Genomic DNA, 25,851 nt, shown 5'->3' with positions numbered 1-25,851 from the left:
CGCCGCCGGTGCTACTGCACAGGCTCGGGGGCGTCCTCCACCACCGTGGTCCCGTAGTCGGAATAGGTGGTGGTGGTCGTCATGGTCAACTGGACCTCGGTACCGCTCTGATCGGCGGTACCCGTAGCCTTCATCGTCATCGCCAGCAGCTTCCCATCGGCGTCGAAGGTGTAGTCGGCCTCGTAGGACGTATAGCCGTCGAAGCCGTCGGTCGGAAGCTGAGTGCTCAGGGCCGCAGGATCGGACACCACGTGGAACGTCGTGGTGCCATCAGCCTCGGTCTTCTCGATGCTCGTCGCATTCTGGATGGGCACCAGGGCGCTCGTCAGGTCGGAGCTGCTGGCCAGCAGGGCGTCGATTTCCGCCTGGTCGGAGCCCGTATCCACCGCCGTACCGTCGGCCACGGCGATAAGCTGCGCGGAAGTCACGTACATCTCTACGCCATCCAGCTCGGTGCCCGGCATGTCGTAGCGGTAATACGCCCGCGGATCATCCGAGTCGGTGGCCACCTTCACCAAAATGTCCGAGGTCTGACTGCCGTTCACGCCATCTGCGCCGGCCTCGATGACCATCTTGGTATCGACCGTCACGTTGTTCAGCGCCATTGCGTTCAGCATGTCCTCCATTTCAGCACGGTTCTCATCCAGGGAGCCGGCCTCGGATGAAGCGTCCGCCTCTGCACCGGCGGTCGGGGTCACCTCGGGCTGCGCCGCCTCCGGCGCCTGGTCATCGGGCGCATTTAAGGGGTAGCGGTTCCGCATCCGAGGCCATGGCCAGCAGCTCGGCAGGGCGCACGCCCGCCTCGGCGAGCAGGGCCACCACACCTGGAGGCGCCGGAAGGCCCCGGCCAGGCACGGGATCACAGCCGCCTTGCGGGCCCAAAAGGGCGGCCTCCGCTAAAAGGGCCGTGATCATGCCCGCGGGCAGGCTTACCGGCGCTAGGCTGCCAGCCAGCGAATGGGAGGCGCCCCACAGGAACCACTCGACCAGCCCGAAACGACTACGATCGGGGGCATCCTCAGCGTTCACAGCTGCCGTGCCCACGTTGGCACTCACCGCCTTCCCCGCCAGCGGCAGTTTTAACGCAGTCCCGAACAACAACCTCGTCGTGAAATCACTCGCCGCAGCCGTGGCATCTGCCGGCAGTTCCGATCGCTGTATCTCATCGGTGTGGTACAGCGTTGATTGCAGTACCTTGTTGCCGTCGCCATCATAAGTGGCAGCCATCAGCACGCGGCCGCCTTGGCGCACGGCCGCCAGGCGGTTCTCCACCGCCCAGGCGTACTCCACCGGGTCGGCATCGGGAGCGGTCTTGCGCACCAGGTTGCCGGCTTTGTCGTACTCATAGGACGTGACCCCCTGCGATCCCACCTCGGATGCCAGGCGGTCGTCATCGTCATAGCGATAGGAGGTCTTTTCGATTCCTCTCAACGCCAAATCGGCATGGGTCAAGCCGATTCGATTGCCCACGGCGTCCCACTCGTAGTCCTCGCGGAAATGCGCTGGCGCGGGCCCTTCGAACGTTCCTCAAAGGATGCCAGTCGCCCGTCGGCGTCGTAGGAGAACGTACGCGTCGAACGCGTCACCGCCCCACCTCATCAAGCCAAACGGAGCACTGCCCTTGAAAAACATCATTCATTTTTAGACGGACGAGAAAGCGCCGAAGGTGATTGCCTCTTCGCGCTTTCCAAAGTTTTAGCGCCCAAAGTGGCGCTCGATTGCGAAAAGTAAACGCCGGCGACTACTTTTCGCAATCGGGTGCCAGGATTTCGGGGCGCAACTTGGCAAATTCCCCCATAAAGCTCGGAATGGGCGCCCGTGCTGATTACTTTTCGCAATCCAGTGCCATTTTCAGACACAGGAAATAAAATTCCGCCCCCACCCCCGTAGGACTGGGCTTTAGCCCGCCCGCGCCCTACCCACCCCCCATCCTCGTCGCGCGCCATCGCCAGCCACATCACGCCTCCCTGCGCCACAGCCCACAGCATCGCTCCCTCTCTATCTTTCCCGCCCCATCACCCCTTCCCGCACGAAGAAAGGCGCCCCAGGGGGCGCCTTTCGGGTCTTGCTCACTTGTGGCTCACAGCCGCGGACTATCCGGTCTGCGGGCTGCGGACCACCCAGCCTGCGACTCACAGCCCCGGGCCATCCGGCTCTCGGCTCTCAGTCCGCAGCCCACGGACACCCGACTCGCAGCTCGCGCGCCGCAGCCGCCACCTACGCGGCGTCGCGGTCCTGCTGGCCGTACTGGCGCAGCATGTCCTCGATGCTCATGGGGCCCTGGGGCTCGTCCAGCGACTGCTGCTGGGTCTTGGCGGCCTCCTGGCTCGCCGCGTCGTCGCCCAGGGTCACCTGGACCTCCTTCTCCTGGCCGCCGCTATTCACGGTCAGGGTTACGGTGTCGCCAGGATTCTTGGTACGCACGTCCAGCATCAGATCGGAAGCGCTTTCCACGGGCTGGCCGTCGAAGGCGGTGATGATGTCGCCAGGCACGATGCCGGCCGCCGCGGCGCCAGAGTTCTCGGACACGCCGGCCACGTAGGCGCCGGAATCAACGGGCAGGCCGTAGCGCTGGGCCGCCTGCGCGCTCACGGTGGACAGGCTCACGCCGAGCTGGGCGTGGGTCGGAGTCTCGCCGGCGATGATCTGCTGGGCCAGATTGATGGCGTAGTTCACCGGGATGGCGAAACCGACGCCGGAATAGTTGCCGGAATAGGACGTGATCAGCGTGTTGATGCCGATCAGCTTGCCCTCGCCGTCCACCAGCGCGCCGCCGGAGTTGCCGGGGTTAATGGCCGCGTCGGTCTGGATCATATTCGGGTAGATGGTGGTCTCGCCGTTGGGGTTCTCCTCGCTGGCGCTCATGATCTGGGAACGGCTCGTGGCGGACACGATGCCCGTGGCCACGGACTGCTCCAGACCGAAGGGGCTGCCCAGGGTCATGACCCATTCGCCGATGGTCAGATTATCGGAATCGCCGATCTCCATCACAGTGAGGCCCCTGGCGTCCTTGGCCTTCAGCACGGCCACGTCGGACGACGGATCGGCGCCCACCAGCTCGGCGTCATAGGTCTCGCCGGCCACGGTCACCTTGAAGGCCGCGCCGCCGCTGACCACGTGATTGTTGGTGATGATGTAGCCGTCCTCAGTCAATACCACGCCCGAGCCCTGGGAGTACAGCTGCAGCTCCTGGCCGCCCTGGCCTTCCATGCCGAAACCGAAGTCGTAGCCGTAGAAGGAATTGGGATTGGCAGCCTGCGGAGCAGCGTACACCTCGATGGCCACCACCGAGGGCAGGCACTTTGCCGCCACAGTCTCGGCCAGGGTGGCATCCTCGTTGGGAGCGATCACCGTCGTCGGCTGGCCGGTGTTCGGATCGGTGACCACCGCGGCATCGCGCCCGGTCACGGCGCCCACCGCTCCCCATACGCCGAAGGCGAGCACGCAGGCCACCAGCGCGCCCGCGAACGCGACAAGGAAGGTCTTGCCGCCCGAACCCTTCTGGGCCTCGTGCTGGGGATGACCCACTGGCTCGGCCTCGTAGGTCTGGGTGCCGTAGGGCTGCTGGGCCCCATAGGCGTGCTGGCCGGCATGGGACTGGCCCGCGCCCACCCCGGGCTGGGCCTGATGGGGCGCGCCGTAAGGCTGATGGACGCCGGGGGCCGCCGCAGGGGCCGGCTGCGTCGGCTGCAGCGGGGTCGGCTGAGGATGCGGCTGGCCGGGCTGGCCGCCCGGCTGCGGGCTATGTCCACCCGGAAGGGGAGTGCCGTTTGTTTCAGTCATTGAAGCCTCCTTTAAGAGGGTCTTTCAGTTACGTTGAAGCAAACATTAGCACGCTCCTTGGAGAATCCACCATGCTGGCATCCCATCGTCACGCTTGCGTCACGGAGATACACCATTTGATGTACGCGCACCACAACTGCACGCACGAGAATCCCGTACAACACGGCCGTCCCATGACGCGTGGAACGCGGGGCCGGAACCCGAGGATCCGGCCGCCCTACACCGCGCGATCCAGGTGACCAGTGGCGCCAGCCTCTTCCAGGGTGATGGCCCCATCTTCCCAGCGGACCTTGGTGATGGAGGCGTTCCCGATGTTGGACGGCATGGCAACGCACCCGCGATCGTACTGGAATATCAGCGTGCGGATGAGCAGGGCATGGGACACCACCAGCACATTGCCGCCGCCGCGGACCTCGACCGCGCGAGCGCAGTCATCCAGAAACGAATCCAGCCGCGCGGTGATAGCGGCGAAATCCTCGGCGCGGCCCGTGGGGTCGGTTGCGTGAAGGTAGTCGGCGATCTCGTTCAGGCGCCGATTCTGCTCTTCTCGCGACAGGTGGTCACCGAACAGGTCGAACAGGCGGTCGCGCAGGCGTTGCGAGGACTCGCCTTCCAAGTCGCCAAAGCACCACTCGCGCAGGCGCTCGTCGCAGCACGCTGGCACAGAGACCCCCGCGGCCGACAGCTCGGGCAGCGACCGGCGCGCGTCCTCGCGAGCTTCCAGCGCCAGGGCCAAGGTGCGCTGGGCGCGACTGCGGTCGCTGGCATAGGCGCCCGCGAACGCCACGTCGGCCAGGCCGCGACCCAGGCGACGGGCATCGCAGATGCCAGCGTCCGTCAGCGGCGAGTCGCACCAGCCCTGGATGCGGTTCTCCACGTTGAACCGAGTTTCCCCATGGCGCGCGAAATAGAAGGTAACCGCCACAAGAACCACTGGGCCTAATCGCGATCGTAGTTGGAAAGGAAGGCCTGGGTGCGCTCGTGCTGAGGGTTGTTGATGAGGTCGTTGGCGGGACCCTGCTCCACGATGACGCCGCCGTCCATGAAGATGATCTGATCGGCCACATCGCGCGCGAAGCCCATCTCGTGGGTGACGATCACCATGGTCATGTGTTCGGCTGCCAAATCGCGGATGACGCGCAGCACCTCGCGGGTGAGCTCGGGGTCCAGGGCGCTCGTGGGCTCGTCGAAGAACAGTACGTCGGGGTTCATGGCCAGGGCCCGGGCAATGGCCACGCGCTGCTGCTGGCCGCCAGACAAATCGCAGGGCACCATGGCCTCCTTGTCGGCCAGGCCCATCTTCGCCAGCAGGTCGCGCCCGCGGGCCAAAGCCTCGTCCTTCGGCATCTTCTGCGCGCAGATGAGTGCGTCGGTCACGTTCTGCAGCACCGTGTAGTGCGGGAACAGGTTGAAGCTCTGGAACACCAGCCCGTAGCGCGTCTTGGCCTTGGCGATGGTGGTCTTATCGCCGTACACGGCGCGCCCTTCGGCGTTGTTGGCGCACACCACCAAATCGCCGTAGGACAGATCGCCCGAGTCCAGCGTCTCCAGCAGCGTCATGCAGCGCAGAAGCGTCGACTTCCCACCGCCCGACGGCCCGATCACCGCCAGCACATCGCCGGCGTTCACCGTCAGCGAAATATCCTTCAGCACCTCGTTGTCGCCGAAGGCCTTCTTGCCGTGGGCGAGCTCAACAACAGCGTTAGTCATGGTAGTAGTCCATCTTCTTCTCGGCGCGGTTCAGGATGAATTCGATGCCCAGGCAGAACACCCAGTAGACCAGCGCCGCGATGGCGTAGGGGATCATGGACACCTCGCTGGCCGCCAGGGCCTTGGCCGCCGAGAACATCTCCATGATACCCAGCACGAAGGCCAGAGACGTGTCCTTCACCAGGGTGATGATCTCGTTGCCCATGGCCGGCATGATGCGCTTGATCACCTGGGGCAGCACGATCTTCATGAACGTCTGGGACTTGGAATAGCCCAGCACCGCCGCGGCCTCGTACTGGCCGCGCGGGATAGACTGGATGCCCGAGCGGTAGATTTCCGCGAAGTAGGCCGCATAGTTCAGGATGAAGCCGATAGCGCAGGCCCAGAACTTCCAATCGCTGCCCATGTTCAGGCCGAACAGGTAATAGGGACCGAACATGATGGCCATCAGCTGCAACATGAGCGGCGTGCCGCGCAGGATGGAAATGTAGAGCTGGGCGAGCCAGGCCAAGGGCTTGAACCGGCTCATGCGCGCCAGGGCCACCACAATGCCGAGGGGCAGCGACCCCACGAGCGTAATGACGAAGATTTGGGCCGTCAGCCCGAAGCCTTCCATGAGAATGCCCATCATAACGGGAAATTCCACGCCTCTCCACTTCCTCTCTAGCCGTCCGGCCTACACCCGGGTGCCCATGATACCGCACCCCAGCGCCACGGAGGGCGAAGCCCGTCAGGACTTCGCCCTCCCTATACATTTACTTTCCCGACTCCCGGGGTGCGCCCAAGGAAGTCAGCGAGGTTGCGACCGGCTAGTCGGTCAGCACCCAGTTGTCGATAGTGATGCCGTACTCGCCCCACTTCTCGCACAGCTGGGCGATGGTGCCGTCGTCGTACATCTCCTTCAAGGTCTTGTTCACGGCGTCCACCATGGCGGTATCGCCGTCCTTCGCGAAGCCCACGGCGTAGTTCTCGGTGGACAGGGGCTCCAGCTTCACGAACATGTCCGGCTTGGCGGCCATCTGGTAGTCGGCAATGGACAGGTCGCAGGCCACGGCATCCACGGCACCGGACTCCAGCTGCATGAAGGCGTTGTTGTAGTCGCCGATGGTCTGGGCCTTGCCGCCGGCAAAGGTGTCGGCCAGGGCCTTTTGATCACCTTCGAGCACGTCCAGGGCGGCGGAGTCGGCCTGGGTCATGACGTTCTTGTCGGCCAGATCCTCCAGCTTGTTAATGCCGGAGTCTTTCTTCACCACCACGACCTGCTCGTTGTGCATGTAGGGCTTCGAGAAGGCGTACTTGCCCTCGCGGCCCTCCATGGTAAAGCCGTTCCAGATGCAGTTGATGGTGCCCTGGCCCAAGAGCGCGTCCTTGGCATCCCAGTCGATCGCCTCCAGCTCAAGGTTCCAGCCGTTGCGAGCGGCCACCTCGGTGGCCAGGTCGATATCGAAGCCGGTCAGGTTGCCGTCGTCGCCGATGAAGCCGTAGGGTGGGTAGGCGTTATCGAGGCCCACAATAAGCGTGGTGGCCTCGGGATTGGCCGCGGCACCGTTGTCGGCCCCATTGTCGGCCGCGCCATTGTCGCCCGCACCGGCACAACCGGCTAGAAGCGCCGCGCCCAGGCACAGGGTCGCGGCCATGGCCGCCAGTTTCGTCATCTTCTTCATAGGTTCCTCCCTTGAAGGCGGCGAACCCTTCGTCCGCCCCTTGTCCGTTGCTTCCGTCGCACCGCTTATCCGGCGCGTCCGTTCACTTTACCTCTTTAGCGTACTAAAGTACTGAAGTGTTGGCAAGTATAACACGGGAAGCGGCAGAACCCGCTACTTTTTGCGGTTAAAGAGCTTGTTCCCCGTCTTGGATGCGGAGATCTCCACGAGGCGCGGCTCGAAATCGAACAGCTCGTCCATCTTCACCACGGGGATGATCTCGATGCACTTCTTCAGGCAGGCGTCGGCGCACAAATTGCACTGGGTGCAGTCGGCCATAGAGAACTCCACATAGCCGCGGGTCTCGTCGGGGTGCTTGTCCAGGCACTTGCGCAGGGCATCGGTGGGGCAGAACATCACGCACATACCGCAGCCGTTGCATTTCTCGGTATCGATCTCGATGTCGCCGAAGATGCGCGTGAACATCTCGGGCTCTACGGGCTCGCCAATGCGCGCCATAGCGTCCAGGATGGCCAGGTTGCGCGACGCCTCGATGGTGGGCATCTTGCCCGCGCCAGCCTTCACGCCCAGCTTCTCGCGCAGCGACTGTTCTTCCTTCTGCAGCTTCAGCTGCTTGAGCTTCTCGCTCACCATCTTCTCAGCCGCCGACTTCGCCACGTCCTTGGCGTAGTGGCCCGTGGACGTGAAGAACTCGCGGCGCGCGGCCCCCACGGCCTTGTGCAGGTCGGCCACCTTCGCCACGGCGGGGAAGTCGTCGGTGCGGGTGATCGTGGTGGTGGAACCCACGGATTCCAGCAGCGTGCGGGCAGATTCCACGGTGTCGTCGATGGCCGGCACGGCGGCGCGGTACTTGCAGGTGCGGCAGGTGCCGTCCACCAGCTGGATGTCCTGAATGCCCCGCGCCGCCAGTTCTACCAGCAGCATCTCGTCCATGCGGGCTAGGCAGGGAACCACGGCGTATTTGTCGGGGTCGCCGGTCTGGCGCGCCGCCTTGCGGGCACAGGCGATCACGGTAACGCCGTCGGTTGCCCGCGTGACGTCGGCCACGGCCGCAGCCAGTTCCTCTTCCATAGGGTCTACGGAAACCAGCGCGCTCGTAGGGCACACAGCGATGCACGCGCCGCAAGCGACGCAGGCCCCGGCGTCGATCTCCAGCTCGTTCTTGTCGACGGTGATGCAGTCGGCCAGGCACACATCGGCGCACTTGCGGCACGACGAGTGGCGGTTGCGCACCGCCACGCAGCGAGTGGGCGCGGTGATGACCGCCTTGGTCTCCAGGGCGTCCACCATTTCCATAATGTCGTTCAGATTCGGCATGATTCCTCGCTACTCTCCCAGATAAGAGTCTTCGATGCGCGCCAATTCCTCCGGCGTGTTCGCGTTGATGAAACAGCCGCCGCGGGGCTCTACGTGCAGCACGCGATCTTGGGTGAAGGGCAGAACCGTTACGGCAGGATCGCCGAAGAAGCTCTGCACGCGCTTCTCGCCGCGCTGCACCCGGTCGCGCACGGGGCCCAGGCAGCCCTCCTTGCGGTACATCGCGTGCAGCGGCTCGAAACCGTGCTTGTTGGACGGCGCCACCACATCGGCACCGCTCTCGTGCATGGCCAAAGCCTCCGCCACTACCAAACGGGCGCTCGCGAACACCATGTCGCAGGCCACCACGGCCACGTAGGGATTCGACGCCGCCTGCAGGGCCGTGTACAGGCCGGGCAGCGCCCCGCGCTCGTTGTGGATGTCGGCCACCAGACGGATGCCGGCATGAGGGTACATCTCGTACAAGAAGCCCAGGTTCTCGGCCTCGTTGGTGGTGATGATCAGCTCGTCGGCCACCGGCTGCAGCCGTTCGACCAGACGGCAGATGAGCGGTCGGCCCGCGAAGGGCACCGTGGCCTTGGAGCGACCCATGCGCCGCGACTCGCCGCCGGCCTGGATAACCACGGTCACCCGGGGCCGCACGTAGTGCTCGCCCAAAAAGTCGGCCAAACCTGCCACGTCGTCCAGATCGAAAGCGGGGATGCCGTAGAGGGCCGCCGCCTCCCGTGCCGCGGGAATGTCGGTGACCACAGCCACGGTGGAGCCCGCGGGCATCTTCTCGCGCTCGTCGGCGGCGAAGGGGGTCTCGCCGGCATCGGCGCCGGCCGGGGCCACAGCGTCGGCATCGGTTTCAGCGCAGACCGCCGCACCCGCGTCGGCCCGCATCCCTTCCCCGCGCCCCAGCTGCGTGAAGTCGGCCCCCAGAGGCAGCCCCTCGCGGGCGCCGCGCAGAAACACCCCGGCCGTGTGGGCATCGGCCTTGTTGGCCGCGCGCATCACCTCGATGGTGGCCAGGCCGCTCTTGCGGTACCCCTCCACCACGATGATGTCGTGCCCGGGCATCGAGCGCACCAGATCGGCGCACTCTTCCTCGCCCTCGATGGTCTTGATGCGCGCCACCTGGCCCGGAGCCGCGATCACCGTCTCGGAAGCGCCCGCCGCCCGATGGCGATACGAGTCCTTCCCCGGATGATCGATGTCGAAGGCGCGGTGCGAATGGTGCTTGATAGAGCCCACGTCCAGCCCGCGGCCCACCAGCTCGGCGATCAGCCGCTCGATGAGCGTGGTCTTCCCCGAATTGTGCCGCCCCACGATGGCAATGGCGGGGCTCGGTATGTCAATCATGCGATCCCTCAGATCTTGTTGTGGGCGCCCCGCCTCCCCAGGCCGCAGCACGCATACTGCCGAAAGCGCCGCTCGTCATAGTTTCGAGCCAGTATAGCACGCAAAAAGGGCGGCGATCCCTGGGGAATCGCCGCCCTTCGCTGCGGGGGAATCGGGGGATTATCTCAGTCCCTCGGCATCGAGCGCCGCCGCTTCCTCGATGTACTCTCCCACCGGGTTGTCACCATAGTTCGGCAGGTCGGCGGTGGTCCAGCACTCGCAGGCCGGCATGCCGGGCACGCTAGAAGCCAGGAACACCGGATCCTTGCCCGCCTTGCGCTGACGGGTGTAGTCATCCAGCGCGGCCAGGGCCCACTTGCCCAGCAGCAGAATGGCCACGAGGTTGATGATGGCCATGAAGCCCATGAAGATGTCGGCCAAATTCCACGCCAGATCGAAGCTGTTCACGCAGCCGTAGAAGATGGCGGCCAAGCACAGCACGCGGAAGACCACCATGCCCCACTTGGTGTTCTTGAAGATGTAGCGGAAGTTCGTCTCGGCGTAGAAGTAGTTGCCGATAAGGCTGGAAAACGCGAAGGCGAAGATGGCGAAGGTGATGAAGTGGATGCCCACCTCGCCCACGGCGTTGTTCACGGCCAGCTGCACCAGCGGCATGCCGTTCAGGGCCGCGGCGGCCTCGGGGTCCTGTACCCAGAAGATCATAACCATCATGGCCGAGCAGGTGCAGATGAGCAGCGTGTCGATGTACACCGACAGGCTCTGCACGAGACCCTGCTTCACCGGGTGCGACACGCTGGCGGTGGCGGCGGCATTGGGGGCCGAGCCCATGCCGGCTTCATTGGAGAACAGGCCGCGCTTGATGCCCAGCATGACCACCGAGCCGGCAAAGCCACCGGCGATGGACTGGAAGTTGAACGCCGACTCGAAGATAACGGCGAACACGGCGGGCAGCTCGCCGATGTTGGCGATGGTAGTCCACACGGCCAGCACGATGTAGGCGATGGCCATGATGGGCACGATGATGGAGGTGATGATGGAGATGCGCTTCGCCCCGCCGAAGATGACGAAAGCGGTGAACACGATGAGCACGATGCCCACGCCGATGGCCGTGCCGTTGGTGGCGTAGTCGGGGATGTAGTACTCCAGCGCCGAGGTCATGTTGAAGGCCTGCAGGCCGTTGAAGCCGAAGGCAAAACACAAAATGAGCGCCCAGGCAAAGATGATGCCGAGCCAGCGCTGGCCCAGGCCCTGCTGGATGTAGTAGGCCGGACCGCCCCGGAACTCGCCCTCCTTACCGCGGATCTTGTAGATCTGGGCCAGCGTGGACTCGATGAAGGCCGAAGCGGCACCGATAAGCGCCATCGCCCACATCCAGAAGATGGCACCCGGGCCGCCGGTGGCCACGGCCGTGGCGATGCCGGCGATGTTGCCCGTGCCCACGCGCGAGGCGGTGGACACCATGAGGGCCTGGAACGACGAGATGGATTTCTCGCCTTTCACGTGCTTCTTCTCCATCAGCTGGGTGAACATGTCCTTGATATAGCGGATCTGCACGCCCTTGGTGCGCACCGTGAAGTAAATGCCCACGAACACCAGCAGAATCACCAGGATGTAGGTGTACATGAACCCGCTGATCTCGCCGGTCCAGGCAACAAGCATCTCGTTCAAATCGGTCATAGATGCTCCTTTCTGAAAGCGTCCGCGCACAACGGGCGGCCCACTTCCGCGAACGGGCACGCCTTTCTGCCCGCGAATCACAGGCGCCCCGCACCGTCAGACGGCATCAACGTGATTCGCAACAGGAAAACGGCCTCATGGATACGACGCACCAGTCCCCTCACTGGTGCAAAACTTGACCCGTATTCTACACTACACCCCGTTAAAGCCGCCCGACGTTGCGCAGGTATTTCCCCCAAAGAGTCGCCTTTCCCCGGCCATCCACATTCGGAAAAACGTGAACGAGAAATTCGGAAAACACGAATTCCCTGTTGAGAAAGGGATCCGATCCCTACTTCAGAGCCGCAGCTACCTTGCGGGCGGCGGCGGTGATGGACAGGTCGTTCACGTCCACGGTGATGTCGGCGTACTTCTCGTACAGGGGCAAACGCTCGTCGTACAGGTCGCGCAGGCTCATGCCGATGCCGCCCTTCATGACCACGCCGCGATCGGAGAAGTCGGCCAGGCGGCACTTCAGCTCGTCGAAGCTGATCTTCAAATACACGATGCGGCCGATCTCGCCGAGATGATCCATGGCCGCCTCGCTGTAGACGGCCGAACCGCCGGTGGCGATGACGGAATGCTCGAAGCTCATCTCGGAGAGCACCTGGTTCTCGATCTCGATGAAGGCGTCGGGGCCCAGGGTGTCGATGAGGCGCTGCAGCGACTTGTCGCAGGACTGCTGGATGAGCAGGTCGGCATCGACGAAATCCATGCACAGGATCTTCGCCAGCACGATGCCCAACGTGGACTTGCCGGCGCCGGGCATGCCGATGAGCACCACGTTGTCGCGGCCGGGCTCGAAGGACTTCTCTTTCATGGGGCACTTCCTTTCTTGCAAAGCGCGACCGCTCTCCCGAAGCCGGGCCGGGGCAGCCGCGCGCGATAACGTTATGATACCTCGGCGCGATGGTGCGCGGCACGCAGGGCGTCGTCGAAGCCGTGAGTGAGAGACGGCGCGAGTCGCAGCAGCTGGCCCGCCTTGGTGCCCGGCTCTTCCTTCAGGAATTTCAGCACACCGAACAGGTAGCCGTACACCACCAGCTCGGCCCGCTCGGCATCGGTCATCTCCTCGCACTGCGCCTGCCAGCCGCCGTCGCGCATCCAGTTGCGCAGGGCCTTGGCGTGGGCGGCGATCTCGTTGCCGGCGGGAGTGCGGCGCATGGTGTAGTTCGCCAGCACGCCCGTGGCCGCCGCAGCCGCCAGCACCATGAGCGCCACCTGCCACCCCACTAGAATGAGGGCGCCCAAGGCCACCAGCGCCAGCAGACCCGCCGCCACCAGCAGCCAGCGCTGGGCCACTCGGCTCCGGCTATCGAAGAAGTGGTGCGGCTGCACCAGATCGGTCAGCTTCCGCTGCCACTCTTGCACGGCGCGCAGCAGGTCGAGCGGGCGCTCGTGGGCCGCCGCGGACAGCTCTCGCAGCGAGATGCTCTCGGCATCTTCCGACAGGGTGTTCAGCAGGGCCAGGGTCGCACCGTCCAGGGCCTCGTCGGAGATGGACCCCTGCTGGGGAATCTCTAAGGCCTCGGGGCGGCCGTTGTTGTCCATCCGCAGGCGCAGGGCCCCGCGGCGCACCATGTCCAGCACCGTGGCCACCACATCGTCGGGGCTCTCGTGGTTCCAGCGCCACAGCCGCCCCAGCACCGCAGGGGGCAGATCGGGCGCAGGCACGTCGCAGCTGTAGTCGTCGGTAAACGCCGGCGGCCGCTCGCGACCCCAGCGCGCATATACCGCCAGGGCCGCCACGACCACGGCCAAGCTTAGGCCCAGCGCACCTAAGGCCAGCCCGTATCGCAGCAACTTCTGGTGGGAATCGCGATCGACCCAACCCTCCTCGTAGCGCGTGGTCCAGTAGTACTGCAGGCTGCCCTGGTTCTTCAGCTTGTCCTCGTCGCTTAGGTTCGTCAGCCATTCCACGGGGAAGAGCACGCGGGCCTCGGCGAAACTCGTAGGGCTCACCTCGGGAACGAAGAACCTCACCGAGCCGTCCCGGGCCACATCCACGGCGCCGTCGGCCGGTCCGTGACCCCAGGCGCGCACGTTCTCGCCCGGCTCCACCGTGGCATCGGCGGGCATGGGCAGCACCACCGTGGCCCGCACCCGGTGCATGGGCACCGTGTAGTCGCGGGGCGCGTACAGCCACTGGAAGTCGGCGGCATCATCGTAGGCCGTCACGCCGTGGGCCACGGTGTAGGACACCTCGAACACCGCGCGATCGGGCAGATTGCGCACGAAGGCGTACAGCTTCGACTGGAACTGGTCGTAGGACCAGCCGTCGCTGTCGGGTCGACCGCCACCGCGCCACGACAGCAGAAAGGTCGTGGGCTCCAGGTTCACCCATTCGCCGGTCACGTTGTCGTCGCTGTCGAGGGCGGCCATGCGCACGTGCCTGATAGTGATGGAGGAATCCTCGGGAAAGCCCTCGTAGAGCCAGGTCAGGGTCTCGCTCTTGGCCTCGTCGGCCGGAAAGTCGAAGATGCGCTGGTCGGTGACGGTTACCGTGCCGTCGGTTTCCACCTGGGCCGTCAAATCCACCTGATCGCACTGGTAGTCGGCCGCCCAAGCGGGAGCAGGCGCCAACAGGGCGAGCGCCACCGTGACCGCCGCGGAGGTCAGGGCCACAAGCAGCGCGATCTTCCGCCAAAGCTCCTCGCAACGAGAGCAGCGCGCCCGCTCCACTACAGCCCCCGGAACGCCTGACGCACCTCGTCGAGCACGTCCTCGTCGGCCACCACGATGGCCTTGTCGCCGGGAAACAGCAGCGTGTCGGCGTTGGCCACTTCCACATCGCCCCCACTGGCCACCGCGGCGATGAGGGCGTTATCGGGCAGGGGGATCTCCTCGATGAGCACGCCGTCCTCGTTGGAGAAGCGGCGCATCCGCGGCACCATCACCTCGGCCAGAGCCACATTGCCGTGGGTCAGCGACGACACGACCGACACCGATCCCAGCAGGGCCTCCTCTTCGATGAGGTTCGCGATCAGCGTGGTGGACGACACGCATTCGATGCCCACCTCGCGGAAAATGCGCTCGTTCTTGGGGTTGTTCACGCGGGCGATGCAGCGCGGCACGTGGAACACCCGCTGGGCGATCTCGCAGGACACGAGGTTCGAGTCGTCCTGACCCGTGGTGGACACGAACACGTCGGCCTGGCGGATGCCGGCATCTTCCTGATAGCGCGAATCGCAGCCATCGCCGTGAATGACCAGGTAGCGGCCTTCCAGGGCCACCGACAAGCGGTCGGCCGTGGCCAGCTTCTCCTCGATCACGGCCACGTCGTTGCCGCTTTTCAACAGGATGGACGCGAGATAGGAACCGATTTTGCCGCCGCCGGCGATAACGATGTACATGGCGAGTCCTTAATCCAACTAGTCCAGAATATAGCGCGAGAACTGGGCAATCACATCATGGCGCACGCAAGCGAGAATAGAATCGCCCGCGTACAGCAGCGAGTCGGCCGTGGGGATAGACGAGGCCGATCCGTCGGCGCGCTCGAAGGCGATGATGCGCACCTCGTGGTCGCGCTCCAGCTCGGACACGCGAATGGTGCGGGCGTTGTCGCGGCTGGACAAATCCAGGGTGAAGCGCAGCACTTCGAATTCGCCGAAGGTGTCGATATGCGAACCGTGGCCCGACACGATCTTGGAGAACACGTCCTCGGCTACAAGCGACGTGCCGCACACGTAATCGATGCCGAGCTGCATGTAGGCGCGCTCATGGTCGGGGTTGTACAAACGCGAGATCACGTGGGGCACGCCGAACAGGTGGTTGGCCACCTCGGCACACATGAGGTTCGCGTTGTCGGACTGGGTCACGGCGGCCAACACATCGCATTCCTCCACGCCGGCTTTGATCAGCACATCCTCGTCGAAGCCGACGCCCTGGATGGTGCTGCCGTTGAAGTTGCGGCCCAAGTTGGCGAAGGCATCGGCGTTGCGGTCGATCACGCACACGTTGCTGCCGTTGTCGGAGAGCATGTTCGCCAGCTGCGATCCCACGCGCCCGCATCCCACGACGATGACGTTGCTCATGCGCTCAAGTCCTTTCCAACCTGACGGGGCAGCACGGCCAACTATGCCCCTATAAAAGAAAATGGCCGAAGCCATTTTCTCATTCTTTTAGATCAACTGCATCTGATTCAAGGTATCTCGGTACCAGTTGTCATAATTGGGCGGGCAGTAGCGCTGGGCATAGGCGTAGCTGATGGTGAAACCGTAGCCGCGGGCCAGACCGGCCACATGGGCACGGATGGCCGTGTCCCAATTGCTCCAGCTGGACTGATCCCAGCCCCAGGCGTTGTGCGACTTGAAGCACACCCGACCCTTGGTGGACTCGGTGTTGGAAATAGCCGGCGACCAGCGGGGGTCGATGCCGTTCTCCCAGGCGGCCTGGGCGAACGTCTCGCCATGGCCGGCCAGCGGGCTGCCTGCCAGATAGTTGTCGATGCGGCTGGTCCATTCGGCCACGAACGCCTCTTCACCCACGGAGAAGTCCACATCGCCCGCCGGCAAACCGCCGTAGGTGGCGTAGTACTTCGAGCGGCTCGCGTCGGCGCGATCGATGGCGCGCTGCTCGGCGGCACGGGCCGCCTCTTCCGCTGCGATGCGAGCAGCCTCTTCCTCAGCGGCGATCTCTTCCACACCGGCGCTCACGTCGCGGGAAGAAGCCATGGCCAGGGAAGCGCCCTCGGAGATATCCTCCACGGGCAGCACGTCGGCATCGGACTTGTCGTCAACCGTTTCAGGGGTAACCTCGCCGGCCGGCAGCGCATTGGCGCTTTGGCGCTCAAGGCCGAAGGAGGTGGCATTCGCGTCATGAGAACCTGCGGAGGCCCAGTCGAAACCGAGGAATCCGACCGCCAGCATGGACAACACGCAGACACCGGCCACGGCCAAAGCGGCGAGCCCTCGGTGACTTTGCTTGCGTCTTGTAACCACGTGTTCCCTTTCTCGACAGCACGAAACTAAACCGCGTGAGCGGTTGCAGCGTGTTGGATTATGGGCGGGATTGCTGCAGGCATGAAAAGATATGCTGTTTTTGACTCGGCTATTTTACCCTAGTTGGCTCCAGAAGGAAAAATGGCGACCGCCGATGTTCACGTTTTGTTCGCTTGACAAACGGAGGTCGCAGCATTCCCGCAGGTCGGAGCCGCGCGATTTTACGCTATTATGGAAGCCTCTCCACAACTTTCCTCATCGAGCTTCTTCACGCGGATCACCGAGATACGGCTGCGGCGCATCTTCTCCACTTTGAAGGAGAAGCCGTCCACGACGAACTCGTCGCCCACCTTCGGTACGAAATCCAGGGTGTGGATGAGCCAGCCGGCCACGGTCTCGTAATCGTCGGACTCCTCCATGGGCCAGCCCAGCTTCACGGCATCTTCCACGGGGAAGCGCCCGTCGCAGCGCCACTGGTCGGGGCCGAAGGCGCTTACGAGCTCGCGGTCGCGGTCGGTCTCGTCCACGATCTCGCCGATGATCTCCTCCACGATGTCTTCCATGGTGATAAGACCGTCGGTGCCGCCGTACTCGTCCACTACGATGGCCATTTGCATGCGGGCCTCCTGCAGCTCGGAGAGCAGGGCCAGCACATTCTTGGTCTCGGGCACATACAGCGGCTCGAACATGTAGTCGGACACGGGGCCTTCCATGCGACCGTCCATGAGCGGACCCATGAGATCCTTGTAGTTCACGATGCCGATGACGTCGTCCACTTCCTCGTGGTACACCGGCAAGCGGGAGTAGCCGGTGCCGCGCATGCGCTCCAAGGCGGTGCGGGCCGGCTCCACATCTTCGGCCATGATCATGTCCACGCGGGGCTTCATGATCTCGCGCACGGTCATGTCGGCCAGGTCGAGGATGTCGTTGATCATGCGCTTCTCGTCGTCGAGGAGCTCGTCGTTGTCGGCCACCATGTCCTTGATCTCGTCTTCGGACACGGTGTCGCGGCGGCCCGGCTTCAAAAACTCGAGGAAGCCCGGCTTGGGTGATATGTCGTCTGTCTTAGCCATGGCGGGTACTTTACCATATTTCGGCCGCAAAACAGCGGGGGCGGCCCGAGACCGCCCCCGTGAGTTTCGCTTTTGATTGCTCGCCGGCAGCGCTAGGAACCGCAGGCCTGGTTGCCGCCCGGCTTCAGCCAGTCGAGCCACGCCGCGGCGTCTTCCGCCGGCACGTCCACGAGCGTCGTGGTGGTGCCCCCTTGGCCGGCGGCCGTGGTGGCCAGCAGCGTGCGGGTGCCGGCACGGCGCTGCAGCGGGTTGCTGCGGGCGCAGCCGAACTGGATCTTCTGGCGGGGGAAACTGATGGTGGTGCGCGACAGACCCCCGTTGCTCACCTGCATGAAACGACGGTTGAAGGCGAAGCTGGACTCGCGGGCCCACAGCACCGCGCCGATGATGTCGATGATGAAGAGGATGGCGGCCCAGACGAACAGGCCCATAGCCGCCACAGAGCCCATGGACAGAAGGAACAAGTCGTCGCTCTCGAGGTACAGCACTCCCGATTCGGCGGCGGCGCCCACGGCCGCAAGGGCCGCTGCCAAGATCGCGGCCGCCACGGCGCACCAGAAGCCGCCGCCTTGCACGATACCGCGGCGGATGAGGGCCCGGCGCAGAGCCACCTTCGCCACGGGGATGGAATCCTGGGGCAGGTCGGCGAATTCCGGAATGAGGCCGGCCAAGATCTCCGGCACGCGGCTCACCTTCACGAAGGGGTGCACCACCAGGCCCTTGTTCAGCAGCTCGTTGGCGTTCTGGTTGTTGCTGGCATTCTCCCCCTCGGCAGCATCGATCTTGCCCAGGGATATCTCGCAATAGCCGAGCAGACGGCGAATGAAGGTCTGGTTGATGCTGACCGACTGCACGCGATCTACGGCAAGGCCCTGGAAGCTGTGCTTGAGCAGGCCGTACTCCACTTCGATGCGGTTGTCGCGACGACGGGCCTTGAAGCCGCCGTAGCTCACGCAGGTGCCGAGAGCCGACAACAGCCACAGCACGAGCAGCACCACGATGAACGGCACGACGACCAGCCCAACGACCGCGCCCATGGCCTGGGATGTGGCATAGCTGACGGCGCTGGCCACCACGCTGTTCGCCGCATCGCCGAACAGCTCGAAGGCGTTGCCCACCAGCTGCAAGAGGCCGACGATCAGACCGAGAAGGATGAGGCCTGCCGAGGTGGAGCCCGAAAGGCCCGTGAGGAAGAGCTCCTTGTTGGTGAGGCCGTACTCGTAGGTGACGCGGCCCGTGTCCACACCAGCGCCGGCGAACAGGCCGCCCACCTCGTCCCATGCCTGCGAACCGATGTCGAGCACGTTGCCGAACGCGGGTTGACCGACCGGGGCCGGGGCGCTGGGGGCTGCGGCACCCGCGGCGATGCCGGGCGCGGGGGCGACCGCGGGGCTGGCGGCGGGAGCAGCGGGGCTGGCCGCAGCGGAGGCGCTCGGGGCACCGGGAACAGTCACGGCAGTTCCGACCACACTGGCGGCCACGGCAGCCAGGTGGTTCTTGCGGTTGTACAGCTCGGCGCGCAGCCATTCTGCCTGCTGCTTGGTCACATAAGGTACGGTGATGGCCTTGTTCGAGGCACCACCGGCCGTGTCGATGAGCACCGTGCACACCCCGAAGATGCGCTGGAGCAGCGTGGCCCGCTGATCGATAGACTGCACACGCTGGTAGGGCACGTGCACGCGCTTCTTGCTGAACACGCCGGAGCAGAGGGTGAACTCTTCGGGTCCTACGATGAAGTACAGGTGCTTGTAGCTGACAACCCGCATGGCCACCACAATGCCGACGACCACGAGGATGGCGAGGAGCGACCCGCCGGCTACGAGGGCCAGGGCCAGGCCCGTAGGGAGGCCGTCGAGGCCTCCATCGGCGATGACCCCGGCAATGGTGGAGAAGTTCGTCACCAGAACAGCCAGGGCAACCACCACCAGGGTGCGGATGCTCTCGAGCCACATGTAACTGTGGTGGACGTGGTGCTTCACCGGCTCAGCGCCCTCGGGCTGAGGCGCGGGCTGCGGTTGCTGGGTCTGCTGCGGGGCCTCCATTAGACATCCTCTCGGGCCAGACGGGCCAGCTCGGCGGCGCGGTCGCGCAGCAGGTCGGCCTCTTCGTTGCCCAGGCCGGGAATCTCGTGCTCACCGGCGGCCGTGGCCACGGTGACGCTGGACAGCCCGAAGGCCCGCAGCACCGGTCCTTGGCGCGTATCGGTGTTCTGCACGCGGATGAACGGAATGATGAAGCGCTTGCGCCAGAAGATGCCCCGGGCGATATCCAGGTAGTCGTCGGTCAGCTCGTAGCGCCAGCGGGCATAGCGAATGGGCGGCAGCACCACGACGAAGAACACGAACAGCGCCGCGAAGACCACGGCCACCATAAGGGCCACGAACCCCGCCCAGGTCTCCGACGGCTCAACTGCCGCAATGATCGCAAACGGCGCGAAGCAGCACAGGAACGCGATGACGATCCAAATAGCGTCGCTGATGCGCCACACGTTCTTGATGCGCGGATTCAGCTGGTTAGCGGGCATCTCTCTCATATATGTCCTTTCGCCCCTCGCGGGGCGCCGCCAACGACGCTCACCGCTGCTTGAAAATGCGCTGACCATACTACCCCACTTTCAGCAATTCTCGCGAAAACTTAATACTTGCTCGACCTTGGAGGAAATCCATGACCATCTTCGTTTGACGCAACCTCCCCTATTTGTGCGAGATTTGGAGTTATGAGCGTCATACAGCCCTTCAAGACTCTAAGATTTAATGAATTTCAATAAAACCGTCCTCCTTTTCTTTCGGAAGACGCTCATAACTCCAAATCTCGTGCAAAAAGCAGGGGTCGACTCGACCGACATCGCCGGCAGGCCGCTTACGCTCTTGTAAGAGTACGCGGTCGCCGTTCCCGCGACAGGGCCATCGCGGTAGAATGGGCAGGCTGGCAATCGCCCCCGGAATGCCGGGGGGCAAGATGAAGGAGGCGGCCGCCATGGCCCAGCGCATCTATATTATCGAAGACGACGTGGCCCTGCGCACGGAACTGGCCCACGTGCTGGAACTTTCCGGCTTTGCCGTGGGCGTCTACGAGGGCACTTGGGCCGACACCGCCGCCCGGGCCCTGGCCGCCGAGCCCGACTGCATCGTGCTCGACCTGAAGCTGCCCGGGGCCGACGGCCATTCCATCTGCCGCGACATTCGGGCGAAAAGCTCGGTGCCCATTCTCATGCTCACCTCCTCGGAAAGCGAGTTCGACGAAGTGATGGCCATGAACCTGGGGGCCGACGACTACGTGACCAAACCCTACCGCCCTGCCGTGCTGCTGGCCCACCTGCAGGCCCTGCTGCGGCGCAGCGCAGGACCGGCGGCGGATATGACGATGCGCCACAAGGGCGTCACCTTGAACATTGGCGCCGGCACCGTCTCCTTCGGCGACCGCACCGCCGAGCTTACCCGCAACGAGTTGCGCATCCTGCAGACGCTCATGCGGAATCCGGGCGTCGTGGTGCCGCGCAGCGAGATTATGTGCGCGCTGTGGGAGTCGGATGCCTTCATCGACGACAACACCCTCACCGTGAATGTGAATCGCCTGCGCAAGACGCTGGCCTCCCTTGGCGTGCCCGACGACTTCCTCGTAACGCGCCGTGGCGTGGGGTACGCCGTATGAGCCAGCTGCCCCTCTGCTCTCCCGCTGGCGACGATTTCTCCATCGAAGACCTCGCCGCCTTCACGCCCGCCACCTACGTGCGCGACAACGCGCTGGGGCTGGCGGCGCTCGTGCTCAGCCTGGTAAGCCTCGCGCTCATCTTGCCCGCGCTTGGCGTAACCTCCGCGGGCGTCCTGCTCATAGCCGACATCCTCACCCTTCTGGCTGTGGGCGCCGGCTTTCTGGACTACCGCCGCAAAGCCGCCTTCTACCACGAGTTGCGCAGGCTGCTCGCCTCGCTGCGGCAAGCCCGCGTGCTGCCGGCGCTCGTCGCCGAACCCGCCTTTCTGGAAGGGCAGATTGCCTACGGAACCGCGGCCCGCATCAGCTCGCTTGCCGCCGCGGAAACCGACAAGCTCCAGGAAGACGCTGCGGCCTACCGTCGCTACATCGAGTTGTGGATCCACGAGACGAAGACGCCCATTGCCGCGGTAAAGCTCATGCTCGCCAATGAGCCGAGCGCCCAGTCGGCGAAGATCGCCCGCGAGCTCGAGCGCATCGAGGCCCAGGTGGACCAGGCACTGTACTATGCTCGATCGACCTCGGTGGAGCGCGACTATGCCATCCGCGAGGTGAGCCTGGGCGAGGCAGCGCGCGAGGCGTGCAAGCGCAACACACGCTTCCTCATCGAACGCGGGGCGCTCCCCGCCTTCAACATTCCCGAGACCATGACGGTGCTGGCCGATGAACCGTGGCTCGTGTTCATCCTGGGGCAGGTGGTGGTGAACGCCGCGAAATACGGCGCCACGAGCATCGAGTTCACGGCGCGCGAGGAAGAGTCCGGCACCCCGCGGGGCCGCACGGTGCTGGAGGTGCGCGACAACGGCTGCGGCATCCCCGCCGCCGACGTGCCCCGCGTCTTCGAGCGCGGCTTCACCGGCCAGGTCGGCCGCGTCCACGGATCGGCTACGGGCATGGGGCTGTACCTGGTGGCCAGCTTGTGCGCCTCCATGGGCCTGCACGTGGGCCTGGCCAGCGAAGAGGGCACCGGCACCCGCGTCATCCTCACCTTCCCCCACGACCGCACCCGCAAAGAACTCTACGGCGCGTAAGCGTCCGAACCTATGGCGCGGGGCGAGCTTACCTAACACGTTCGTAAGGTAAGCGTAAGCCCGATCGATGGAGCCGCCGCGCCCCTTTCCCTAGGATGGAATTGTGCTCGCAGCCCGCGCAATGCGGGAGACGGATTCGAAAGGAACTCGTGCGGGCCGCGCATTCGAGAGAAAGGACCATTGTGAAGACGTCAGGGAAGATTATGCTTGCCGTTGCTATCATCGGGGCGGTGGGCGCCATCATCGCCCGTCAGCTGCCCAAGACCGAGAGGAGCTACCACTAATGGCTGAAGTGTACACCGAACCCACCCCCTCGGCCTTTGGAGCCAACCCCGCCGACCCGGGCACGCCCCTGCCGCTTTCGGCCGACGACCGCAGCGCCCTCGACGGCCTGGCCGCCGCCTTCTCGCGCGATGCCTACGCGCCCGGCGCCTCCTCGGCTGCCGCGGGCCGCGTCGCCCAGGGTGCCGGCGCCCCTGCCGCCGCTGCCCACGGTGTCCATGCGGCGGCCCCGCGGCCTGCGGGCTCCCCCATCCTGTCGGTGCGTTCCATCGAGAAGGTCTTCGGCAGCCGCGACTCGGTCACCCATGCCCTGGCCGGCGTCTCCTTCGACGTGGCCGCCGGCGAGTTCGTCGGCATCATGGGCCCCTCGGGCTCGGGCAAGACCACGCTGCTGAACTGCGTGTCCACCATCGACACCGTCACGAGCGGCCACATCATCGTGGGTGGCCGCGACATCACCGGCATGTCCCGCCGCCAGCTGGCGAAGTTCCGCCGCGACGATTTGGGCTTCATCTTCCAGGACTCCAACCTGCTGGACACCCTCACCGGCTTCGAGAACATCTCGCTCGCGCTCACCATTAAGGGCGAGCCGGCGCGCAGCATTCCCGGCAAGGTAAACGCCATGGCCGCGCGCCTCGGCGTGGACGGCGTGCTTTCCAAGTACCCCTACCAGATGTCCGGCGGCCAGAAGCAGCGCGTGGCCGCGGCCCGGGCCATGGTGTGCGACCCGAAGCTCATCTTGGCCGACGAGCCCACCGGCGCGCTCGACTCCCGCGCCGCCACGGTAATGCTCGAGATCATGGAGATGATGAACACGCAGATGGGCGCCACGATCATGATGGTCACCCACGATGCCTTCGCCGCCAGCTACACCAACCGCGTGCTGTTCATCAAGGACGGCGCCGTGTTCAACGAGCTGCGCCGGGGCGACGAGAGCCGCGATGCCTTCTTCGCCCGCATCATGGAAGTGGTGTCCTTCCTCGGCGGGGAGGCCGGCCATGTATCTTAAGCTCGCCCTGCGCAACATCCGCCGGTCGGTACGCGACTACGCCATTTACTTCATCACGCTTCTGTTCGGCGTGGCGGTGTTCTACGCGTTCAACTCCATCGGCAGCCAGCAGATCCTCTTCGACATGGAAAGCTCGGCCTCGGCTTCGGTCTTCGAGTCGACCACCCAGCTGCTCGGCATGTTCTCGGTCGTGGTGGCCTGCGTGCTGGGCTTCCTCATCCTGTATGCGAACCAGTTCCTCATCCGGCGCCGCAAGCGCGAGTTCGGCACCTACCTGGTGCTGGGCATGACGCCGGGCCATGTGTCGCGCATCGTGCTGTACGAGACGGTGCTCGTGGGCCTCATCTCGCTGGCCGTGGGCCTTATCTGCGGCGTGCTGCTGTCCCAGGCGCTGTCGTTCTTCACCGCGGCGCTGTTCGGCACCACCATGAGCAACTACCAGTTCGTGTTCTCGCCTGACGCGCTCGTGGTCACCCTGGCATGCTTCGCCGCCATCTATGTGGTGGTGGCCCTGTTCAACACGTTCACCGTGAGCCGCTGCAAGCTCATCGATCTCATCCGCGCCGGCGAGAGAAACGAGCGGGCCGGAGTGCGCAACCCGTGGGCGTGCCTCGTGGTGTTCGTCGCGGCCATCGCCGTGCTGGCCTACGCCTACCAGCAGCTCATCGCCAATGGCCTGGTGATGCTGGACCAGCCCGAGTTCGTGCGCGCCACCATCGCCATGCTTGTGGGCTCGCTCATGTTCTTCTGGTCGCTGGCCGGCTTCGCCATCGCCGTGCTCACGCGCCTGCGCGGCGTGTACCTGCGCAAGCTGAACCTGTTCACCGTGCGCCAGATTGCCAGCAAGGTGAACACGGCGTTTCTGTCGCTGTGGGCCGTGTGCGTGCTGCTGTTCTTCTCCATTACCGTGTTCTCGTCGGGCATGGGGTTCGTGGAGGTGTTCGTCGGCGGCGTGGAGAAGGCCAACCCCTACTCGGCCACCTTGAGTGCCGGGGTATGGTACGGCCCCGATGGCACGGCGGGCTCATCGGCCGGCGAACGCGAGCGCCGCGCCGAAATGGAGGCTGATGCCCCCGATCGGCTGGCCCTGGCCGAGGAATACGACTGGGACATGGCCGCCGCTCTGGAAGCAGGCGCGCCCGAGCTGTGGGCCGAGACGATAGGCGCATGGGCCCAGGTGAGCATGTGGTCGCTGCCCGACATGACCTACGACCCGATCATCGATGCCGCCGAAACCGTGGCGAGCCCCGAGGCCATGCGCATCGACGACTTGGGCAAGGTGCGAGATACCGCCGTGGCTGTGATGTCGCTGTCCGACTTCAACGCCGCCCGCACCCTGCAGGGGCAGCCGGCCGTGAATCTTGAGCCGGGCACCTGCGGCCTGGTGAACAACATGGAGATCGTCAATGCCTTGGCCGAGGCCGTGGCGAAGGCGGCCCCGACCATCACCGTGGCGGACCAAGAGCTCACCGTGGCCGGCCCCATCTACGACACCCAGCTGGAAGACAACGCCATGGCCGCCACCGCGCTTATCTTCGTGGTGCCCGATGAGGCTGTGGAGGCCCTGGGTGCCGAGGGACTCATTCCCACGACCCAAACGCTGAACGTGATGTACGCCGACAACGGCAAGACCGCTGCCGAGAACGATACGGCCCTGGGAGATATCGTAGCCGCCACGCAGCCTTCGGATATGGGCGGCTTCGAGCAGGGGCGCAGCGGCGCCGGCAACGCCTACGCGAACCTGCTGTGGCCGGTCACGCGCATCATCACAGCCCACGAGATGACCGACCAGTCGGCCGGCATGCGACTCATGATCACCTACCTGGCGCTCTACATCGGCTTCATCTTCCTCGTGTCCACCGCAGCCATCCTGGCCATCCAACAGCTGAGTCAGGCCTCAGACTCGGCGCCGCGCTACCGCATCCTGAGCAAGCTCGGCTGCGATGCGGGCATGATCTACCGCTCGCTTCTGATCCAGGTGCTCGTGTACTTCCTCGTACCGCTGGCGCTGGCGGTGTGCCACGCAGCCTGCGCCATCGGCGTGCTGTCCGACTCCATGTTCGATGCCATCGGCGTGAGCACCTTCACCCCCATCATGATGGCCGCGGGGCTCACCATCGTCATCTACGGCGGCTACATGCTCGTCACCTACCTGGCCGCCCGCGGCATCGCGAAAACAGCCCTCACCGAGGGGTAATTCCCCGTAGGACAACCGTAGGGCGAGCGTAGGGACGCGACCGTAGGGGCGGCCTTCAGCCCGCCCTTCTCGCC

General features: G+C 64.8%; 22 protein-coding genes. 4 read left to right on the top strand and 18 right to left on the bottom strand.

Going from position 1 to position 25,851, the window contains the following annotated elements:
* Positions 1 to 11: 11 nt before the first annotated feature.
* The 18 genes from G503_RS15250 to G503_RS0112295 form a co-directional block, all read right to left on the bottom strand.
* Positions 12 to 761 carry a hypothetical protein gene (locus tag G503_RS15250; RefSeq protein WP_051191268.1) on the bottom strand — a complete coding sequence of 250 codons (750 nt, stop codon included), beginning with the start codon at positions 759 to 761 and terminating at the stop codon, positions 12 to 14.
* The gene (locus G503_RS0112375) at positions 727 to 1,470 is read right to left on the bottom strand and encodes an RHS repeat domain-containing protein (protein ID WP_028027805.1); all 744 of its coding nucleotides are present in this window, start codon (positions 1,468 to 1,470) and stop codon (positions 727 to 729) included. Before G503_RS0112375 ends, G503_RS15250 begins: the two co-directional genes overlap by 35 nt.
* A 747-nt stretch (positions 1,471 to 2,217) precedes the next feature.
* Positions 2,218 to 3,783 (bottom strand): S1C family serine protease, encoded by a 1,566-nt coding sequence (locus G503_RS15245; protein WP_051191266.1) that lies wholly within the window; start codon positions 3,781 to 3,783, stop codon positions 2,218 to 2,220.
* Positions 3,784 to 4,000: 217 nt separating this feature from the next.
* Positions 4,001 to 4,708: a histidine phosphatase family protein gene (locus G503_RS0112365; protein ID WP_235715568.1), complete on the bottom strand. Its 708-nt coding sequence runs from the start codon at positions 4,706 to 4,708 to the stop codon at positions 4,001 to 4,003.
* Between the two features lie 14 nt (positions 4,709 to 4,722).
* Positions 4,723 to 5,493, bottom strand: coding sequence for an amino acid ABC transporter ATP-binding protein (locus G503_RS0112360; protein ID WP_028027803.1), 771 nt, complete (start codon positions 5,491 to 5,493; stop codon positions 4,723 to 4,725).
* The gene (locus G503_RS0112355) at positions 5,486 to 6,139 is read right to left on the bottom strand and encodes an amino acid ABC transporter permease (protein ID WP_028027802.1); all 654 of its coding nucleotides are present in this window, start codon (positions 6,137 to 6,139) and stop codon (positions 5,486 to 5,488) included. The genes G503_RS0112360 and G503_RS0112355 overlap by 8 nt, the downstream gene beginning before the upstream one ends.
* A gap of 163 nt (positions 6,140 to 6,302) precedes the next feature.
* Complete coding sequence (locus tag G503_RS0112350) at positions 6,303 to 7,157, bottom strand: amino acid ABC transporter substrate-binding protein (RefSeq protein ID WP_028027801.1); 855 nt, start codon at positions 7,155 to 7,157, stop codon at positions 6,303 to 6,305.
* 153 nt (positions 7,158 to 7,310) lie between these two features.
* The gene (locus tag G503_RS15240) at positions 7,311 to 8,474 is read right to left on the bottom strand and encodes a 4Fe-4S binding protein (protein WP_051191262.1); all 1,164 of its coding nucleotides are present in this window, start codon (positions 8,472 to 8,474) and stop codon (positions 7,311 to 7,313) included.
* Positions 8,475 to 8,483: 9 nt separating this feature from the next.
* Complete coding sequence (mobB, locus tag G503_RS0112340) at positions 8,484 to 9,818, bottom strand: molybdopterin-guanine dinucleotide biosynthesis protein B (RefSeq protein WP_028027800.1); 1,335 nt, start codon at positions 9,816 to 9,818, stop codon at positions 8,484 to 8,486.
* A 159-nt stretch (positions 9,819 to 9,977) separates the two neighbouring features.
* A complete protein-coding gene (locus G503_RS0112335) occupies positions 9,978 to 11,495 on the bottom strand; it encodes an alanine/glycine:cation symporter family protein (protein WP_035023094.1) in 1,518 nt (505 codons plus the stop codon).
* Between the two features lie 331 nt (positions 11,496 to 11,826).
* Positions 11,827 to 12,354 carry a shikimate kinase gene (locus G503_RS0112330; protein WP_028027798.1) on the bottom strand — a complete coding sequence of 176 codons (528 nt, stop codon included), beginning with the start codon at positions 12,352 to 12,354 and terminating at the stop codon, positions 11,827 to 11,829.
* Between the two features lie 71 nt (positions 12,355 to 12,425).
* Complete coding sequence (locus G503_RS15805; protein ID WP_169628175.1) at positions 12,426 to 14,159, bottom strand: DUF2207 family protein; 1,734 nt, start codon at positions 14,157 to 14,159, stop codon at positions 12,426 to 12,428.
* A gap of 56 nt (positions 14,160 to 14,215) precedes the next feature.
* Entirely contained in the window at positions 14,216 to 14,887 is a 672-nt protein-coding gene (locus G503_RS0112320) for a potassium channel family protein (RefSeq protein WP_028027796.1), read from the bottom strand.
* Between the two features lie 18 nt (positions 14,888 to 14,905).
* Complete coding sequence (locus G503_RS0112315; protein ID WP_028027795.1) at positions 14,906 to 15,568, bottom strand: potassium channel family protein; 663 nt, start codon at positions 15,566 to 15,568, stop codon at positions 14,906 to 14,908.
* A gap of 87 nt (positions 15,569 to 15,655) precedes the next feature.
* Positions 15,656 to 16,474, bottom strand: a complete 819-nt coding sequence (locus tag G503_RS0112310) for a hypothetical protein (RefSeq protein WP_028027794.1) — start codon at positions 16,472 to 16,474, stop codon at positions 15,656 to 15,658.
* Between the two features lie 221 nt (positions 16,475 to 16,695).
* Positions 16,696 to 17,547 carry a hemolysin family protein gene (locus G503_RS15230; RefSeq protein WP_051191260.1) on the bottom strand — a complete coding sequence of 284 codons (852 nt, stop codon included), beginning with the start codon at positions 17,545 to 17,547 and terminating at the stop codon, positions 16,696 to 16,698.
* Positions 17,548 to 17,639: 92 nt separating this feature from the next.
* Positions 17,640 to 19,589 carry a PH domain-containing protein gene (locus tag G503_RS15225; protein WP_035023090.1) on the bottom strand — a complete coding sequence of 650 codons (1,950 nt, stop codon included), beginning with the start codon at positions 19,587 to 19,589 and terminating at the stop codon, positions 17,640 to 17,642.
* On the bottom strand, positions 19,589 to 20,080 hold the full coding sequence (locus tag G503_RS0112295) for a PH domain-containing protein (RefSeq protein ID WP_028027793.1): 492 nt from the start codon (positions 20,078 to 20,080) through the stop codon (positions 19,589 to 19,591). The genes G503_RS15225 and G503_RS0112295 overlap by 1 nt, the downstream gene beginning before the upstream one ends.
* Positions 20,081 to 20,523: 443 nt before the next feature.
* Between G503_RS0112295 and G503_RS0112290 the strand changes: the two genes are divergently transcribed.
* The 4 genes from G503_RS0112290 (at position 20,524) to G503_RS0112270 (ending at position 25,777) form a co-directional block, all read left to right on the top strand.
* Complete coding sequence (locus G503_RS0112290) at positions 20,524 to 21,198, top strand: response regulator transcription factor (protein ID WP_035023088.1); 675 nt, start codon at positions 20,524 to 20,526, stop codon at positions 21,196 to 21,198.
* The gene (locus G503_RS0112285; protein WP_051191259.1) at positions 21,195 to 22,289 is read left to right on the top strand and encodes a sensor histidine kinase; all 1,095 of its coding nucleotides are present in this window, start codon (positions 21,195 to 21,197) and stop codon (positions 22,287 to 22,289) included. The genes G503_RS0112290 and G503_RS0112285 overlap by 4 nt, the downstream gene beginning before the upstream one ends.
* Before the next feature lie 532 nt (positions 22,290 to 22,821).
* Positions 22,822 to 23,580, top strand: coding sequence for an ABC transporter ATP-binding protein (locus G503_RS0112275; RefSeq protein WP_028027790.1), 759 nt, complete (start codon positions 22,822 to 22,824; stop codon positions 23,578 to 23,580).
* Positions 23,570 to 25,777: an ABC transporter permease gene (locus G503_RS0112270; RefSeq protein ID WP_028027789.1), complete on the top strand. Its 2,208-nt coding sequence runs from the start codon at positions 23,570 to 23,572 to the stop codon at positions 25,775 to 25,777. The genes G503_RS0112275 and G503_RS0112270 overlap by 11 nt, the downstream gene beginning before the upstream one ends.
* Positions 25,778 to 25,851 lie beyond the last annotated feature (74 nt).

It is taken from the genome of Adlercreutzia mucosicola DSM 19490 (genome assembly GCF_000422625.1).
GTDB classification, from domain to species: domain Bacteria; phylum Actinomycetota; class Coriobacteriia; order Coriobacteriales; family Eggerthellaceae; genus Adlercreutzia; species Adlercreutzia mucosicola.
This window is presented reverse-complemented; position numbering and strand designations above follow the sequence as displayed.

Bases quoted from the DNA above. Each gene is read 5' to 3' on its own strand.
- G503_RS15250 (WP_051191268.1), bottom strand. From the start codon at position 761: ATGCGGAACCGCTACCCCTTAAATGCGCCCGATGACCAGGCGCCGGAG.
- G503_RS15245 (WP_051191266.1), bottom strand. From the start codon at position 3,783: ATGACTGAAACAAACGGCACTCCCCTTCCGGGTGGACATAGCCCGCAG.
- G503_RS0112360 (WP_028027803.1), bottom strand. From the start codon at position 5,493: ATGACTAACGCTGTTGTTGAGCTCGCCCACGGCAAGAAGGCCTTCGGC.
- G503_RS0112350 (WP_028027801.1), bottom strand. From the start codon at position 7,157: ATGAAGAAGATGACGAAACTGGCGGCCATGGCCGCGACCCTGTGCCTG.
- G503_RS15240 (WP_051191262.1), bottom strand. From the start codon at position 8,474: ATGCCGAATCTGAACGACATTATGGAAATGGTGGACGCCCTGGAGACC.
- mobB (WP_028027800.1), bottom strand. From the start codon at position 9,818: ATGATTGACATACCGAGCCCCGCCATTGCCATCGTGGGGCGGCACAAT.
- G503_RS0112335 (WP_035023094.1), bottom strand. From the start codon at position 11,495: ATGACCGATTTGAACGAGATGCTTGTTGCCTGGACCGGCGAGATCAGC.
- G503_RS0112330 (WP_028027798.1), bottom strand. From the start codon at position 12,354: ATGAAAGAGAAGTCCTTCGAGCCCGGCCGCGACAACGTGGTGCTCATC.
- G503_RS0112320 (WP_028027796.1), bottom strand. From the start codon at position 14,887: ATGTACATCGTTATCGCCGGCGGCGGCAAAATCGGTTCCTATCTCGCG.
- G503_RS0112315 (WP_028027795.1), bottom strand. From the start codon at position 15,568: ATGAGCAACGTCATCGTCGTGGGATGCGGGCGCGTGGGATCGCAGCTG.
- G503_RS15230 (WP_051191260.1), bottom strand. From the start codon at position 17,547: ATGGCTAAGACAGACGACATATCACCCAAGCCGGGCTTCCTCGAGTTT.
- G503_RS15225 (WP_035023090.1), bottom strand. From the start codon at position 19,589: ATGGAGGCCCCGCAGCAGACCCAGCAACCGCAGCCCGCGCCTCAGCCC.
- G503_RS0112295 (WP_028027793.1), bottom strand. From the start codon at position 20,080: ATGAGAGAGATGCCCGCTAACCAGCTGAATCCGCGCATCAAGAACGTG.
- G503_RS0112290 (WP_035023088.1), top strand. From the start codon at position 20,524: ATGGCCCAGCGCATCTATATTATCGAAGACGACGTGGCCCTGCGCACG.
- G503_RS0112285 (WP_051191259.1), top strand. From the start codon at position 21,195: ATGAGCCAGCTGCCCCTCTGCTCTCCCGCTGGCGACGATTTCTCCATC.
- G503_RS0112270 (WP_028027789.1), top strand. From the start codon at position 23,570: ATGTATCTTAAGCTCGCCCTGCGCAACATCCGCCGGTCGGTACGCGAC.